Source organism: Metapseudomonas otitidis, from assembly GCF_011397855.1.
Classification (GTDB): Bacteria; Pseudomonadota; Gammaproteobacteria; order Pseudomonadales; family Pseudomonadaceae; genus Metapseudomonas; species Metapseudomonas otitidis.
This window is the reverse complement of sequence record NZ_AP022642.1, coordinates 4868007-4882856: the sequence shown is the minus strand read 5'-3', so window position 1 is coordinate 4882856 and position 14850 is coordinate 4868007. Positions and strand designations below refer to the sequence as shown.

General features: G+C 66.1%; 12 protein-coding genes. 9 read left to right on the top strand and 3 right to left on the bottom strand.

What is annotated here, in order from left to right:
• Positions 1–102: 102 nt before the first annotated feature.
• The 5 genes from ffh to rplS all read left to right on the top strand — a co-directional run bounded on the left by ffh (position 103) and on the right by rplS (position 3643).
• Entirely contained in the window at positions 103–1476 is a 1374-nt protein-coding gene (gene ffh, locus PotMrB4_RS22585) for a signal recognition particle protein (RefSeq protein ID WP_044405912.1), read from the top strand.
• Positions 1477–1687: 211 nt separating this feature from the next.
• Positions 1688–1939 (top strand): 30S ribosomal protein S16, encoded by a 252-nt coding sequence (gene rpsP, locus PotMrB4_RS22580; protein ID WP_044405910.1) that lies wholly within the window; start codon positions 1688–1690, stop codon positions 1937–1939.
• 9 nt (positions 1940–1948) lie between these two features.
• Entirely contained in the window at positions 1949–2485 is a 537-nt protein-coding gene (gene rimM, locus PotMrB4_RS22575) for a ribosome maturation factor RimM (protein ID WP_172434539.1), read from the top strand.
• Between the two features lie 10 nt (positions 2486–2495).
• Positions 2496–3248 carry a tRNA (guanosine(37)-N1)-methyltransferase TrmD gene (gene trmD, locus PotMrB4_RS22570; protein WP_044405907.1) on the top strand — a complete coding sequence of 251 codons (753 nt, stop codon included), beginning with the start codon at positions 2496–2498 and terminating at the stop codon, positions 3246–3248.
• A 44-nt stretch (positions 3249–3292) separates the two neighbouring features.
• A complete protein-coding gene (gene rplS, locus PotMrB4_RS22565) occupies positions 3293–3643 on the top strand; it encodes a 50S ribosomal protein L19 (RefSeq protein ID WP_044405904.1) in 351 nt (116 codons plus the stop codon).
• Positions 3644–3930: 287 nt separating this feature from the next.
• On the opposite strand, the gene PotMrB4_RS22560 is transcribed toward rplS, so the two are convergent.
• Positions 3931–7587: a transporter substrate-binding domain-containing protein gene (locus tag PotMrB4_RS22560; protein WP_172434538.1), complete on the bottom strand. Its 3657-nt coding sequence runs from the start codon at positions 7585–7587 to the stop codon at positions 3931–3933.
• Positions 7588–8079: 492 nt separating this feature from the next.
• Between PotMrB4_RS22560 and PotMrB4_RS22555 the strand changes: the two genes are divergently transcribed.
• Entirely contained in the window at positions 8080–8502 is a 423-nt protein-coding gene (locus PotMrB4_RS22555; protein ID WP_074970929.1) for an acyl-CoA thioesterase, read from the top strand.
• 15 nt (positions 8503–8517) lie between these two features.
• On the opposite strand, the gene PotMrB4_RS22550 is transcribed toward PotMrB4_RS22555, so the two are convergent.
• Both PotMrB4_RS22550 and PotMrB4_RS22545 read right to left on the bottom strand, forming a co-directional pair.
• Positions 8518–9195: a hypothetical protein gene (locus PotMrB4_RS22550; protein ID WP_172434537.1), complete on the bottom strand. Its 678-nt coding sequence runs from the start codon at positions 9193–9195 to the stop codon at positions 8518–8520.
• Positions 9196–9293: 98 nt separating this feature from the next.
• Positions 9294–11108 (bottom strand): cation:proton antiporter, encoded by a 1815-nt coding sequence (locus PotMrB4_RS22545; protein WP_172434536.1) that lies wholly within the window; start codon positions 11106–11108, stop codon positions 9294–9296.
• Positions 11109–11183: 75 nt separating this feature from the next.
• Between PotMrB4_RS22545 and xerD the strand changes: the two genes are divergently transcribed.
• The 3 genes from xerD (at position 11184) to PotMrB4_RS22530 (ending at position 14781) form a co-directional block, all read left to right on the top strand.
• Positions 11184–12080: a site-specific tyrosine recombinase XerD gene (gene xerD, locus PotMrB4_RS22540; RefSeq protein WP_172434535.1), complete on the top strand. Its 897-nt coding sequence runs from the start codon at positions 11184–11186 to the stop codon at positions 12078–12080.
• A gap of 553 nt (positions 12081–12633) precedes the next feature.
• Positions 12634–13365, top strand: coding sequence for a disulfide isomerase DsbC N-terminal domain-containing protein (locus PotMrB4_RS22535; RefSeq protein ID WP_074970932.1), 732 nt, complete (start codon positions 12634–12636; stop codon positions 13363–13365).
• 111 nt (positions 13366–13476) lie between these two features.
• Positions 13477–14781, top strand: a complete 1305-nt coding sequence (locus PotMrB4_RS22530; RefSeq protein WP_044405888.1) for a homoserine dehydrogenase — start codon at positions 13477–13479, stop codon at positions 14779–14781.
• Positions 14782–14850 lie beyond the last annotated feature (69 nt).

The following is a 14850-nucleotide window of genomic DNA, read 5'->3' as shown; positions in this document are numbered from 1 at the left end:
TCACGAAAGACCGCTGGCGGTGTCGGCGCCGCCCGCTCTTCGCTATACTCCGCCGCCTGCCGCAAGCTCACCCGGGGCCTCCAGGGCCTGAAAGGATCGCGCATGTTCGAAAATCTCACAGACCGCCTCTCGCAGACGCTGCGCCACGTCACCGGCAAGGCCAAGCTGACCGAGGACAATATCAAGGACACCCTGCGCGAAGTGCGCATGGCGTTGCTCGAAGCCGACGTGGCGCTGCCCGTCGTCAAGGACTTCGTCAACAAGGTCAAGGAGCGCGCGGTCGGGACCGAGGTCTCCAAGAGCCTGACCCCGGGCCAGGCCTTCGTGAAGATCGTCCAGGCCGAGCTGGTCGACCTGATGGGCGCCGCCAACGAAGACCTGGCGCTGAATGCCGCACCGCCGGCGGTCATCCTCATGGCCGGCCTGCAGGGCGCGGGCAAGACCACCACCGTCGGCAAGCTCGCGCGCTTCCTCAAGGAGCGCAAGAAGAAGTCGGTCCTGGTGGTATCCGCCGACGTCTACCGCCCGGCGGCGATCAAGCAACTGGAAACCCTGGCCAATGACCTGGAGGTGACCTTCTTCCCCTCCGACACCAGCCAGAAGCCGGTGGACATCGCCCAGGCGGCGATCCGCGAAGCCAAGCTGAAGTTCATCGACGTGGTCATCGTCGACACCGCCGGTCGCCTGCACGTCGACGGCGAGATGATGGAGGAGATCAAGCAGGTCCACGCGGCGATCAAGCCGGTGGAGACCCTGTTCGTGGTCGACGCCATGACCGGCCAGGACGCGGCCAACACCGCAAAGGCCTTCAACGATGCGCTGCCGCTGACCGGCGTGGTGCTGACCAAGGTCGACGGTGACGCCCGTGGCGGTGCTGCCCTGTCGGTTCGCGCCATCACCGGCAAACCGATCAAATTCCTCGGCATGGGCGAGAAGAGCGAAGCGCTCGATCCGTTCCACCCCGATCGCGTGGCGTCGCGCATCCTCGGCATGGGCGACGTGCTCAGCCTGATCGAACAGGCCGAGCAGGGCCTCGACCGCGAGAAGGCCGAGAAGCTCGCCAAGAAGATCAAGAAGGGCAAAGGCTTCGACCTCGAAGACTTCCGTGACCAGCTGCAACAGATGAAGAACATGGGCGGCCTCGGCAGCCTCATGGACAAGCTGCCCATGCTCGGTGGCGTCAACCTCTCCCAGATGGGGGGGGCGCAGAATGCCGCCGAGAAGCAGTTCAAGCAGATGGAAGCCATCATCAACTCCATGACGCCCGCCGAGCGCCGTGATCCCGAAATGATCAGCGGCTCGCGCAAGCGCCGCATTGCCCTCGGCTCCGGCACCCAGGTGCAGGACGTCGGTCGACTCATCAAGCAGCACAAGCAGATGCAGAAGATGATGAAGAAGGTCACCGCCAAGGGCGGCCTGTCGCGCATGATGCGTGGCATGGGCGGCATGTTCCCCGGCGGCATGCCGAAGATGTAAGACCGCGCCAGCGGTCCTCTCCGTCAGCCGTGGTGAGGCGCCAGCGCCTCCAGGCCCCGCCCGGGGCGCGGCTTTCGGGGCCACCGACAGGTGGCGCGTACAAACAGATTTGCATTCGGCCGGATAATCCTTAGAATATGCGGCCTTTCGGGCCCATGGCCCATGTGTGCACACACGCTTGAAAAGCACCGACCTACAGGAACGAAGTTCAATGGTAACCATCCGTCTTGCCCGTGGCGGCTCCAAGAAGCGCCCCTTCTACCACCTGACCGTGACCAACAGCCGCAACGCGCGCGATGGCCGCTTTGTTGAGCGCATCGGTTTCTTCAACCCGGTTGCCCAGGGTTCCGAAGTCAAGCTGTCCGTCAACCAGGAGCGCGTCAGCTACTGGCTGAGCCAAGGCGCCCAGCCGTCTGAGCGCGTTGCTCAGCTGCTGAAGGAAGCTGCCAAGGCTGCTGCCTAAGCAACTCCCATGAGCGCGACGCCGGCCGCCGCCGATGAACTGATCGTTCTCGGCAAGATTTTCTCGGTGCACGGCGTACGTGGCGAGGTGAAGGTGTATTCCTTCACGGATCCACTGGATAACGTGCTCGATTACCCCCGCTGGACGCTCACGCGTGACGGCGAGGTCAAGCAAGTCGAAGTTGCCGGCGGACGTGTCCAAGGCAAGTTCCTGGTAGTGAAGCTGAAAGGGCTGGACGACCGCGATGTCGCCAGGACCTACGCGGGTTTTGAAATCCGTGTTCCCGAAAGCGAGCTGCCTGAACTTGAGGAAGACGAGTTCTACTGGCACCAGTTGGAAGGTCTCTCCGTGATCAACCAGGACGGGCAGCTGCTCGGCAAGGTCGATCATCTGCTGGAGACCGGCGCCAACGACGTGATGGTGGTCAAGCCCTGCACCGGCAGCCTGGATGACCGCGAACGCCTGTTGCCCTACACGGAGCAATGCGTGCAAGCGATCGATCTGGATGCGGGTGAAATGAGGGTGGACTGGGACGCCGACTTCTGAGCCGCATGACATGAAAAGCATGCAGGTCGAAGTCATCAGCATCTTCCCGGAGATGTTCGCCGCCATCAGCGAGTACGGCATCACCAGCCGCGCGGTCAAGCAGGGGCTCCTGAAGCTCAATTGCTGGAACCCAAGGAGCTTCACCGAGGATCGCCACCAGACGGTGGATGATCGGCCTTTCGGTGGTGGTCCCGGGATGGTGATGAAGATCGAACCGCTGGAGCGGGCACTGGCAGCCGCCAAGGCCGCAGCGGGAGATCGGGCGAAGGTGATCTACCTTTCGCCGCAGGGGCGCCAGCTGAAGCAGGCGGCCGTGCGCGAACTGGCGCAGGAGGAAGCCCTCATCCTCATCGCCGGTCGCTACGAAGGCATTGACGAGCGTTTCATCGAGACGCATGTCGACGAGGAATGGTCGATTGGCGATTACGTCCTGTCCGGCGGTGAGCTGCCGGCCATGGTGCTGATCGACGCGGTAACGCGATTGCTGCCCGGCGCGCTGGGCCACGCGGACTCCGCCGAGGAGGACTCGTTCACGGACGGCCTGCTCGATTGTCCTCACTACACCCGACCTGAGGTGTACGCGGATAAGCGTGTTCCTGAAGTGCTGCTCAGCGGCAACCACGAACACATCCGGCGATGGCGTTTGCAGCAGGCGCTTGGGCGCACCTGGGAACGTCGGGCCGATCTTCTGGATTGCCGCTCGCTTTCTGGAGAAGAGAAAAAGCTGCTGGAGGAGTACATCCGCCAGCGGGACGATAGTTAACGTATCGATGGCACGCCCGAAAGGCCTGTCTTAGGAGCACAGCGATGACCAACAAGATCATTCAGCAGATCGAAGCTGAACAAATGAACAAAGAGATCCCGGCGTTCGCCCCTGGCGACACCGTGATCGTGCAAGTGAAGGTGAAGGAAGGCGAGCGTTCCCGTCTGCAGGCCTTCGAAGGTGTGGTCATCGGCAAGCGTAACCGCGGCCTGAACAGCGCCTTCACCGTACGCAAGATCTCCAACGGCGTTGGCGTCGAGCGTACCTTCCAGACCTACTCCCCCCTGGTTGACAGCCTGACCGTCAAGCGCCGCGGCGACGTGCGCAAGGCCAAGCTGTACTACCTCCGCGACCTGTCCGGCAAGGCTGCTCGCATCAAGGAGAAGCTGGTCTAAGACCCGCTTCCACAGCAAAAGGCCCGCCCCGGGAAACCGCGGCGGGCTTTTTGTTGCCCTGCAGAAAGCGATATGCAGGCACTCGGGTAGGCAGGGTGTTCGAGCCTGTGGGGAAGTGGCAGTGGGAGTCGGGGGTTGGCTCTTGTCGTAGCGAATGAGCCTTATCGTCATCTGGCGTTGTTTGCCTGGTTGTAGGCGGTTGACCGCCGGCGCTCATCACGTCGGCGTGCCGGGTTGGTAGGTAGCCACCCCCCGAGGCGGCCATCGGCACGCCGTTGGGGCGGGGCTCATACCGGCTCGGCGCAGAACTCCAGCAGTGCCTGCTCCAGGCGTTCGACTTCCCGGGTGACGTCGTGGGCGAGCTGCTCCATCACGTCCTCGGGCTGCCGACCTTCCCAGGCTTCTTCCAGGGCCTCGCAACAGCTGACCAGGGGCTGTGCATGGACGATCCGCGCGGCGCCCTTGATCTTGTGGGCGGCTGCGGCGACTTCCTCCCAGTCTTTCTCACCCAGGCTGCGATGCAACTGATCGAGGTCCTCGCGATTGGCAGTCAGCAAGGTGTCCAGCAGGCGCTGGCGCAGTGCCGGGTCGCTGCCGGCCAGTTGCAGGAATTCCTTCATGCCGAAGAGGCCCTCCGGGTGTGTCGTCGGCAGTGCCGGAAGCTCCGGCATCTCAAGGGGTTCCAGCGCCTGTGAAGGCTGCAGGGTGGCCAGTTGCCGGGCCAGTTGACGCAGGCTGATGGGTTTGAACAGGCAGGCGTCCATGCCCGCCTTGCGGCAGCGCTCGTGTTCCTCGCTCTGGGCGTTGGCGGTGTAGCCGATGAAGTGCACCCGTCCGCTTTCCCGGCGGGCTTCTTCCTCCCGCACGGCGCGGGCCAGGGCGTAGCCGTTCATCACCGGCATGTTGCAGTCGCTGATCACCAGGTCGAAGTGCCCTTTGCTCCAGTGGTCCAGCCCGTCGCGGCCGTCCACCGCCTCGGTGACGCGGTGGCCGAGGAAGGTCAGCTGCTGCTTGAGCAGTTCGCGGTTCGCGGGGTTGTCGTCCACCACCAGCACGTCCAGCGGCACCTGCCGTGCCACGGGGGCGTCTTCTTCCTCCTGGCGGGCGTGGCGGGGGAGCGGGTCCAGCTCCAGCAGGTCCAGCTCCACCCAGATGCAGGTGCCCCGGCCCAGTTCGCTTTCGAGGCGGATGGTGCCGCCCATCATTTCGCAAAGCACGCGACAGATCACCAGGCCCAGGCCGGTGCCCCGGCGTGCCTCGTCGGCGCCTACGCTGCCCTGGCTGAAGGCCTGGAACAGCTGTGCCTGGTCCTCGTCGGAGATGCCGCGGCCGCTGTCCTCGACCTTGAGCAGGATGCCCAGGCGCTTGTCCGGGCGCGGTTGTGCCTGGATGTCGATGGAGACCCCGCCGGCGTCGGTGAACTTGATGGCGTTGCCCACCAGGTTGGTGAGGATCTGGCGGAAGCGCACCGGGTCGACCAGTACGTCGCCACCTGCGCGGTGGTCGAACTCCAGGGTCAGGCGCAGGTTCTTCTGCCGGGCCAGGCCGTCGAACACCCGGATCACCGCTTCCGCCTGCTCCCGCAGGTTGCTGCGCACCGGCGACAGGCTGAGACGCCCCGATTCGATGCGGGCGATGTCGAGGATGTTGCCGATGAGCTCCAGGAGGTCCCGCGCGGAGCCGTGGGCGATCTCGATGGCGGCGCGGTCCCACTGGCCCTGGTCGGCCCGTTCGAGGGCCAGTTCCAGCATGCCGATCACGGCGTTCATCGGCGTGCGGATCTCGTGGCTCATGGTGGCCAGGAAAGTGCTCTTGGCTCGGTTGGCGTCATCGGCCCGCTCCTTGGCGGCCTGCAGGTCCTCCACCAGTTGCAGGCGCTCGCTGATGTCGATCCAGCCGCTGACCACGCCCTTGATCTCACCACGGAAATCCCGGTACGGCTCGATCCAGTGATAGATGCTGAGGGGGCCGGCCTGGCTGTACAGCTCCCGGTCGCAGCGCAACGGCACGCCGGACTCGGTCACCTTGCGGTAGTCGTCCAGCAGCGTCTGGCGCTGCCTCTCGCTGCCCAGCTTGGCGGCGGGCGGCGGTTGCCCGATCACGTCCTCGCGCCGGAGGGCCAGGGCCTGCAGGTAGTTGTCATTGCACATCAGCAGGTGACCGTCGCGATCGCGAACGTAGATCGGGTGCGGCGTACCGTTGACCAGTGCCTCCATCAGGTGGAACTGGTCGTTGAGGGCTTGCTCGGCTTTCTTCCGGCGGCCGATCTGGCGCCTGAGGTAGAGGATCCAGCCCAGCGACACCAGCAGCAGGAGCCCCGAAATTGAGAGGATCTGCATGATCAGCTCACGGTTCACGGTGCTGCGCGTGCCGCTGATCTCGACGTTCGAACGCCATCGTTGCTTGACCAGCACCGCCAGCTCATCCGGCGGGATGGCAGCGGTTGCCTTGTCGAGGATGGACTGCAGCAGGGTGTCCTCCTTGCGCATGGCGAAGGCGATGCTTTCCTGGGGTACGTCGATGAGTTCGGAGATGCGCAGCTGCTCCGGGAACATCCGGCGGATGTAGTACTCGGCGACGATGGTGGACATCACGGCGCCCTCCGCCTCGCCGTTGGCGACTGCCACCAGGCAGTCCAGCAGCGAGCTGGTCTCCACCAGGCGAACACCGGGGTAGCGGCTGCGGATGTAGTCGTTGAGGAAGTAGCCGCGGATCACCGCCAGGCGCTGGCCGTGCAACTCGCTGAGTCGGGACGGGGACTTCGCGTCGTTGAGGGTGATGGTGGCGAACGGCACGTGCATGTAGGGGCGCGAATAGGCCATGTCGCGCTGGCGGATGCGGGCTATGCCGTCAGCGCCGACGATGTCGGCTTCGCCGTTCAGCACGGCATTCATCATGTCTTCGGGCTGGGGAGTGCGGACGATCTCGAAGCGCAGGCCGGTGCGGATGCGGATCTGGTCGAGGATGTCGGCCGTGATGCCGTGGTAGTTGCCCTCATTGTCGAAGAACGACACCGGCGCGTAGTTGCCGTAGGTGGCGACGCGTATGACCGGATGCGCCGCCAGCCAGGCGCGCTCCTCTTCGGTGAACGGCAGTTCCGGGTCCAGCAGGCTCGGGCTGGCGCCGCCGCTCCAGCGCTTGATCAGCGGCGTGCGGTTGCCCGTGGGCAAGCGCTGCAGGACCTTGTTCACCAGCGCCAGCAGGCGGGTGTTGCCGCGTGCGCTGGCGAAGCTGATGCCGCTGGCCTTCAGGTCGGCCAGGCGGACGATGTGCAGGTGGTCGTCATAGACCTGGTTGATCTGGTAGTTCGCACTGACCAGATCCCCCAGGTACAGGTCGTTGTCGCCGTCGACCACCGAGTTGAGGGCCGCGCTGGTGGAGGGGTAGAGCGTCAGGATGGCGTCCGGATAGCGGTTTTGCACCATGTCCAGGGGCAGGTAGTTGCCGACGATGGCGATGCGCAGGCTGTCCAGATCCCGGGGCCAGTCGCGCTTGTCCTGTTGCCGGGCGACCAGGCTGGGCTGGTCGGGTGCATAGGGAAGGCTCAAGGCCAGTGCCTGTTCGCGGCCTTCGAAGTCGTTGGACGCACTGAGCAGGTCGGCCTCGCCACTGCTCACTGCACGCAAGGCTGCGCTCCGACTGGGGTAGCGTTCGACACGGACGGGCACCTGCAACTGGCGCGACAGCAGGCCGGCGACGTCGGCAGTGATGCCCTCGAAGTCGCGGCCGCTGGACGTGATGTCGAAGGGGGGCAGGTCGTCGGCAATGGCCAGCCGCAGCTCACCGCGTTGGGCGAGCCAGGCCCGTTCCTCGGGTTCCAGGGTGATGTCCTCTTCCAGTGCGAGGGGACGGGCACCGAGGGGAATCGACTGGGAGGCGGCTTGCGCCAGCAGGGGCACGGTGAGTGCGAGAAGCACGAGGGGCTTGAGCAGACGGAGGCACATGGTCGTTTCCTAATGGTGGCGGGCGGTCTGGATTGCAGACCCTGGGCGCCGCGCAGAGAAAATATCCCAGTGCCCCGGTCGGGCCTATGCAGGGGGAGGGGGAATGAGCATGTTTCAGGTTTTTCCCGCTTTTTGATCGGACGTTACTTACCTGAAGTCGGAAATTCTGGTTATTCCGAGCATGTCCGGCGCAAGTGCCTGCAAGGGGCGAGAGACCCGGCTGATACAGGGCCGGATTTCGGGAAAGACCGTTGTCAGTTGCCGGAACCTGATCTTCTCAAGGGAGGGGTATCCCGTCGTCGGCTCCTCACCCCATCGTCGAGGCGGTGGCTGTGGAATAATCCGCGCCCCCCGGCCTGGTCGTGGGGAGAGCGCTCCTGCCGAGGATCGACAGGAGCGTGGAGGCCCTGCGTATACCGCAGGGTGCACATGCAAGCCCAGCCGTCACCGAAACGTGGCCGCCACAGTGGGATTCACCGAGGTAGTCGTGGCATGACCCCGAGAGAACGAGAGATAGAACGGCGCATCGCCTTGTCCGAGAGCCGTGTGACCAAGGCGGTGTTCCCGCCGACCACCAACCACCACAACACCCTGTTCGGCGGCACCGCGCTGGCCTGGATGGACGAGGTGTCCTTCATCTGCGCCACCCGCTTCTGCCGGCTGCCGCTGGTGACGGTTTCCACCGACCGCATCGACTTCAAGCACCCGATACCGGCCGGCTCCATCGTTGAGCTGATCGGGCGTGTGGTGAAGGTGGGCAACACCAGCCTCAAGGTGGAGGTCGAGGTGTTCGTCGAAGGGATGTACGAGGCCGGGCGCGAGCGCGCCATCAGCGGCGCGTTCAGCTTCGTCGCCATCGACGACGACAAGCGTCCGGTGCCGGTGCTGCCGGAAGCGGCAATCCCCGCCGACTGAGTCGGCGGGCTGCCTTCAGGGGCGCATGGCAATCTTCAGGGACGCCTGGGAGAGGTCGATGTCGTGCAGCGTCAGGCTGCCGAAGCTCCCGGCGTTCGGGCCGCTGCCGGCCACGCGGATGTTGTCGAAGCGCAGCTCGCCGATGGAGCTGGGCAGGCGCACGTTGATGGAACCGTCGGCGTTCATCGTCGAGGTCAGCCGTGAGGTGTCGTAGACCACGCCCTTCATCGAGGTTTCCGCCTCCAGGCTGTTCAGCACCGGCATCACCAGGCGCGCCAGGCTTTGCACCGTGGCGATGCCGTCGCCTGCCTCCGCCTGCACGAACAGCCCCTGCAGCACATCGTCCAGGCCCTGGGCGCTGACGCTGCTCATCTCCGCCTCGCTCAGCGGCTGCATGCCCGGCGGCACGTAGTCCTGGCTCATGGCGCTGGGCAGTTGCTGGGCCTGGGCGCTGATCATCTGGAACGGGCTCAGCAGTGCCGCCACCAGCGTCGCCGCCAGTCGCAGGTTGCTCTGGCGCTTGAGCGCCTTCTCCAGTTGCCGCTTGCTGAGCAGGCCCTGCTCGATGAGCAGCTCACCCAGGCGTTTGTCGCTGGTGAGCTGAACCTTGATGGCAGCATCCAGCTGCTGGGTGGTGATCAGTCCCTTGTTGACCAGGATCTGGCCAAGACGCGAGTTCTGATGGTTGGACATGGGGGCGGGACCAGGGCAGGGATAGTGGCAAGGTAGAATCATCCTCTTGTGGGAAGAGGCTGTCACCCAACGAAGGATAGGCTTACATCGCCATCGGTCTATGACTCCGCATCGCTGACAGTGTCGGCGTCCACCAGAGCCACCAGGCTCCAGCCCGGCTGGGGTTCCAGTGCCTGCGAAGGCCCGGCGATGTGCACCCAGCCCCGGGTGTCACGGGCCAGCAGCAGGGTCGCACGGTTCCCGTGGAGCGCCTGGTAGGCCGGCCAGTCGAAGGCCTCCGTCAGCGTGGTGATGCGGATCTCCGCCCCACGGCCGAGGCGGCTGGCGAACTGTGGATAAGTGAGTGCCGGCAGGCCCAGCTCACGGCCGCGAACCTGCTCGCTGCTGCGGTGCTTGTCACTGCGCCGGCTGTCCGCCCCGCTGGGCAGGGTGAAGCGGCGAGGCTCGGCGAAATCATGACGAAAGCGCATGCAGGCCAGGGCGTTCATCTCGCTGGAGGGTGACAGCGCCAGCAGGTGCCCGAGCCCCACCAGGTCCAGGTGGGCGTCCGCATGCTGGGAGGTGGGGTTGCCGAAGTAGGTGGGCAAGCCGTCCATGCGCGCCGCGCGGATGTTCTCCCAGCTGGAGTCGGTGAGCAGCACCCGGCTGCCGAGCTGGTTCAGCGCCTTGCCCAGCGCTCGCGCCACCGGGTTGGCACCGATGATCAGGAAGCCTGCCGGTGCGGGCTCGGCCACCCCCAGCAGGCGCGCGAGGGGGCGGGCGGTGGCGCTCTGCAGCACCACCGTGCCGATGATCACCAGGAAGGTCAGCGGCACCAGCAACTGGGCATTCGGGTCGCCGTGCTCGTGCAGGCGCAGGGCGAAGATGGCGGACACCGCCGCTGCCACGATGCCCCGGGGAGCGATCCACGCCAGCAGCGCCCGCTCGCGCCAGCCCAGAGCCGAGCCCAGGGTGCTCAGGCCGATGTTCAGCGGCCGTGCGACGAACTGGATCACCGCCAGCAGCGCCAGGGTGGCCGGCCCCAGGGCCAGCAGCGCCTTCAGGTCGAGCCGCGCCGCCAGCAGGATGAACAGCCCCGAGATCAGCAGCACGCTGAGGTTTTCCTTGAAGTGCAGGATCGGCTTCACATCGACCCCACGCATGTTCGCCAGCCACATCCCCATCAGCGTCACTGCCAGCAGGCCCGACTCGTGCACCAGCAGGTTGGAGGCGATGAACACACCCAGCACCGCCGCCAACGCTGCCAGGTTGTGCAGGTACTCCGGCAGCCAGTGGCGGCGCAGCACCACGCCGAGCGCCCAGCCGCCCAGCACGCCGAGCAGCGTGCCGCAACCGATCACCCCGGCGAAGGTCGCCAGGCTCTGGCTCCAGCCGCCCTGGTCGCGGCTGACGATGAAGCTGAAGGTCACCACCGCCGCCAGGGCGCCGATGGGGTCGATGACGATGCCTTCCCAGCGCAGGATGTTCGCCACCGAGGCCCGGGGCCGCACCACCCGCAGCATCGGCACGATCACCGTCGGCCCGGTCACCAGCGTCAGCGAGCCGAACAGCACCGCCAGTTCCCACGAAAAGCCCAGCAGCAGGTGTGTGGCCACGGCGATCACCACCCAGGTCGCCAGTGCCCCCAGGGTCACCATGCGGCGGACCACCGAGCCGATCTCGCGCCATTCCGACAGGTGCAGCGTCAGGCTGCCCTCGAAGAGGATCAGCGCCACCGCCAGGGACGTCAGCGGGAAGAGCAGGGGGCCGAACAGCGCGCCCGGGTCCAGCACGCCGAGCACCGGCCCGGCGAGGATGCCCGACAGCAACAGGAAGAGAATCGCCGGCAGGCGCAGGCGCCAGGCCAGCCACTGGCTGCACAGCGCGGCCAGGCCGATGCCGCCGAGTGCCAGGAGGATGCGGGTTTCGTCCATCAGGACTCCTTGTCGCTGGTGAGGGGCAGGAATCTTGTGGAAGACTAGACGCCGTTCATCCCACCAGCGTTCCCCATGCCTGCACTCGACCACCCCCTGATCGACCGCTTTCTCGACGCCCTCTGGCTGGAGAAAGGCCTTTCGCCCCACACCCGCTCCGCCTACCGCAGCGACCTGGCGCATTTCAACGGCTGGCTGCACGAGCGCGGCTGCAACCTGGCGGAGGCCGGGCGCGACGTATTGCTGGACCACCTCGCCTGGCGCCTGGAGCAGGGTTACAAGGCCCGCTCCACGGCGCGCTTCCTGTCCGGCGCGCGAGGCTTCTACCGCTTCCTGCTGGCCGAGGGCGAGATCGCCGAGGACCCGACCCTGCAGGTGGAGATGCCGCTGCTGGGCCGGCCGCTGCCCAAGTCGCTGTCCGAAGCCGATGTGGAGGCCCTGCTGGAGGTGCCGGACCTGGAGGACCCCATCGGCCTGCGTGACCGCGCCATGCTTGAGGTGCTCTATGCGTGCGGCCTGCGGGTCAGCGAACTGGTGGGGCTGACCCTGGAGCAGGTGAACCTGCGCCAGGGCGTGGTCAAGGTCTTCGGCAAGGGCAGCAAGGAGCGCCTGGTGCCGCTGGGCGAGGAAGCCATCGCCTGGATCGAGCGCTACGTCCGCGAAGCGCGGCCCTTCCTGCTGGATGGCAAGCCCAGCGACGTACTCTTCCCCAGCCTGCGCGGCGAGCAGATGACCCGGCAGACCTTCTGGCACCGCATCAAGCACCAGGCGAAGGTGGCCGGCATCCTCAAGCCCCTGTCCCCCCACACCCTGCGGCACGCCTTCGCCACCCACCTGCTCAACCACGGTGCCGACCTGCGGGTGGTGCAGATGCTGCTCGGCCACGCCGACCTGTCCACCACGCAGATCTACACCCACATCGCCCAGGCCCGCCTCAAGGACCTCCACGCCCGCCACCACCCGAGGGGGTGAGCCGGAATAGACGACGCATGCGTCGCCCCGGCGAACGACCGGCCATGGATGGCCGGGCCGGGGCCCAACTGAGCGATGCGGCTTCGACAGGGACGTCTTGCACGGCGCTCTACTTCGCTCCGCGTCGCCCCGGCGAACGACCGGCCATGGATGGCCGGGCCGGGGCCCAACTGAGCGATGCGGCCCCGACAGGGATGTCCTGCAAGGCGCTCTGCTGCGCGCCGCGTCGCCCCGGCGAACGACCGGCCATGGATGGCCGGGCCGGGGTTCAACGGAGCGATGTGGCCCCGACAGGGACGTCTTGCACTGCGCTTTACTTTGCTCCGCGTCGCCCCGCTTTTTGCCTACACCCCCCCAAGGCCGCCGCCTGCATCCTTCGAGGGCTGCTTCAGGGAACCTGGCCGCTCACACCGGCTCCAACCTCCGCGCAGCCCTCACAGCACCGCCCAGCCGTCCCCGGCGAGCCACCGTTCGGCTCCTCTGCACGGCCCGGCAGGCCTTCTGTGTTAGGCTTTCGCACCTATCCGACAGTCGCCGCTCCACAGGAGTAACCATGCGCGTGACCCGCCTTTTCGCGGCCATGGCCCTCGGCCTGGTCAGCTCCATCAGCCTTGCCGACGATCCGGACCAGGCCATCCGCAAGACCCTCGCCAGCCTTGACCTCGGCCTGCCCGTCGAATCCATCGGCGAAAGCCCGCTGGACGGCATCTACCAGGTCCAGCTCAAGGGCGGCCGCATGCTCTACACCAGCGCCGACGGCCAGTACCTGATGCAGGGCTACCTGTACCACGTGCAGAACGGCAAGCCGGTGAACCTCACCGAGCAGTCCGAAAGCCGCTCCATCGCCAAGGAAATCAACGCGATTCCCGCCGGTGAAATGGTGGTCTTCGCACCCAAGGACCAGCCGGCCAAGGCCCACATCACCGTCTTTACCGACACCGATTGCGGCTACTGCCAGAAACTGCACAGCGAAGTGCCCGAGCTGAACCGTCGCGGCATCGAAGTGCGCTACGTCGCCTTCCCGCGCCAGGGCATCGGCAGCCACGGCTACAACACCCTGGTCAGCGTCTGGTGCAGCAAGGACCGCCAGGCCGCCATGAACCAGGCCAAGTCCCGCCTCGACGTGCCCGCCGCCAAGTGTGATAACCCGGTGGCCAAGCAGTTCGAACTGGGCCAGATGATCGGCGTGAACGGCACCCCCGCCATCGTTCTCGGCAACGGCCAGCTGATTCCGGGCTACCAGCCCGCCCCGCAACTGGCCAAGCTCGCGCTCGACGCCAAGTGAGGCGAGGGCGCCAGCTCGATTGACCAACAATCGGGCGCTTCGTAAAGTGCGGTTCTTTTATACGGCCGGCGATTCGCCGGCCGTTTTTCGCAGTGAAATGGGGAGTTCAGCGTGAAGCCGGTAAAAGTAGGCATCTGTGGCCTGGGGACCGTCGGTGGCGGCACTTTCAACGTACTCAAACGCAACGCCGAGGAGATTGCCCGCCGTGCCGGGCGTGGAATCGAGGTTGCCCAGATCGCTGCCCGTCGCCCCAACCCGAAGTGCGAAACCGGTGCCACCCCCATCACCGCCGACATCTTCGACGTGGCCAACAACCCTGAGATCGACATCGTCATCGAGCTGATCGGGGGCTACACCCTGGCCCGCGACCTGGTGCTGAAGGCCATCGAGAACGGCAAGCACGTGGTCACCGCCAACAAGGCGCTGATCGCCGTGCACGGCAACGAGATCTTCGCCAAGGCCCGCGAGAAGGGCGTCATCGTCGCCTTCGAAGCCGCCGTCGCCGGTGGCATCCCGGTGATCAAGGCGATCCGCGAGGGCCTGGCCGCCAACCGCATCAACTGGCTGGCCGGCATCATCAACGGCACCGGCAACTTCATCCTCACCGAGATGCGCGAGAAGGGCCGTGCCTTCGAGGACGTCCTCAAGGAAGCCCAGGCCCTGGGTTATGCCGAAGCCGACCCGACCTTCGACGTCGAAGGCATCGACGCCGCCCACAAGCTGACCATCCTCGCGTCCATCGCCTTCGGCATCCCGCTGCAGTTCGACAAGGCCTACACCGAGGGCATCTCCAAGCTCACCAGCGCCGACGTCAACTACGCCGAAGCCCTGGGCTACCGCATCAAGCACCTGGGCGTGGCCCGTCGCACCAGCAGCGGCATCGAGCTGCGCGTGCACCCGACCCTGATCCCGGCCGACCGCCTGATCGCCAACGTCAACGGCGTGATGAACGCCGTGATGGTCAACGGCGACGCCGCCGGCAGCACCCTCTACTACGGCGCCGGTGCCGGCATGGAGGCCACCGCCTCTGCCGTGGTCGCCGACGTGGTGGATGTGGTCCGCGCCCTGACCGCCGACCCGGAGAACCACGTACCGCACCTGGCCTTCCAGCCGGATGCGCTGTCCGATCACCCGATCCTGCCGATCGAAGCCTGCGAGAGCGCCTACTACCTGCGCATCCAGGCCAAGGACCACCCGGGCGTACTGGCCCAGGTGGCCACCATCCTGTCCGAACGTGGCATCAACATCGAATCCATCATGCAGAAGGAAGTCGAAGAGCAGGATGGCCTGGTGCCGATGATTCTGGTTACCCACCGGGTCGTCGAAGCGCGCGTTAACGACGCCATCGCCGCACTGGAAGCCCTCGACGACGTGGTGGGCAGCGTAGTCCGCATCCGCGTCGAACAGCTCAATTAACTCGGAGCCGCCCGCGCGCAGGCCCGCCCGGTGCATAGACGCCGCCGGGCGCCGCGCTGCCGGAGGCTC

Excerpts from the sequence above, each read along its gene's own strand:
- ffh (WP_044405912.1), top strand. The coding sequence starts at position 103 with ATGTTCGAAAATCTCACAGACCGCCTCTCGCAGACGCTGCGCCACGTC.
- rpsP (WP_044405910.1), top strand. The coding sequence starts at position 1,688 with ATGGTAACCATCCGTCTTGCCCGTGGCGGCTCCAAGAAGCGCCCCTTC.
- rimM (WP_172434539.1), top strand. The coding sequence starts at position 1,949 with ATGAGCGCGACGCCGGCCGCCGCCGATGAACTGATCGTTCTCGGCAAG.
- trmD (WP_044405907.1), top strand. The coding sequence starts at position 2,496 with ATGAAAAGCATGCAGGTCGAAGTCATCAGCATCTTCCCGGAGATGTTC.
- rplS (WP_044405904.1), top strand. The coding sequence starts at position 3,293 with ATGACCAACAAGATCATTCAGCAGATCGAAGCTGAACAAATGAACAAA.
- PotMrB4_RS22560 (WP_172434538.1), bottom strand. The coding sequence starts at position 7,587 with ATGTGCCTCCGTCTGCTCAAGCCCCTCGTGCTTCTCGCACTCACCGTG.
- PotMrB4_RS22555 (WP_074970929.1), top strand. The coding sequence starts at position 8,080 with ATGACCCCGAGAGAACGAGAGATAGAACGGCGCATCGCCTTGTCCGAG.
- PotMrB4_RS22550 (WP_172434537.1), bottom strand. The coding sequence starts at position 9,195 with ATGTCCAACCATCAGAACTCGCGTCTTGGCCAGATCCTGGTCAACAAG.
- PotMrB4_RS22545 (WP_172434536.1), bottom strand. The coding sequence starts at position 11,108 with ATGGACGAAACCCGCATCCTCCTGGCACTCGGCGGCATCGGCCTGGCC.
- xerD (WP_172434535.1), top strand. The coding sequence starts at position 11,184 with ATGCCTGCACTCGACCACCCCCTGATCGACCGCTTTCTCGACGCCCTC.
- PotMrB4_RS22535 (WP_074970932.1), top strand. The coding sequence starts at position 12,634 with ATGCGCGTGACCCGCCTTTTCGCGGCCATGGCCCTCGGCCTGGTCAGC.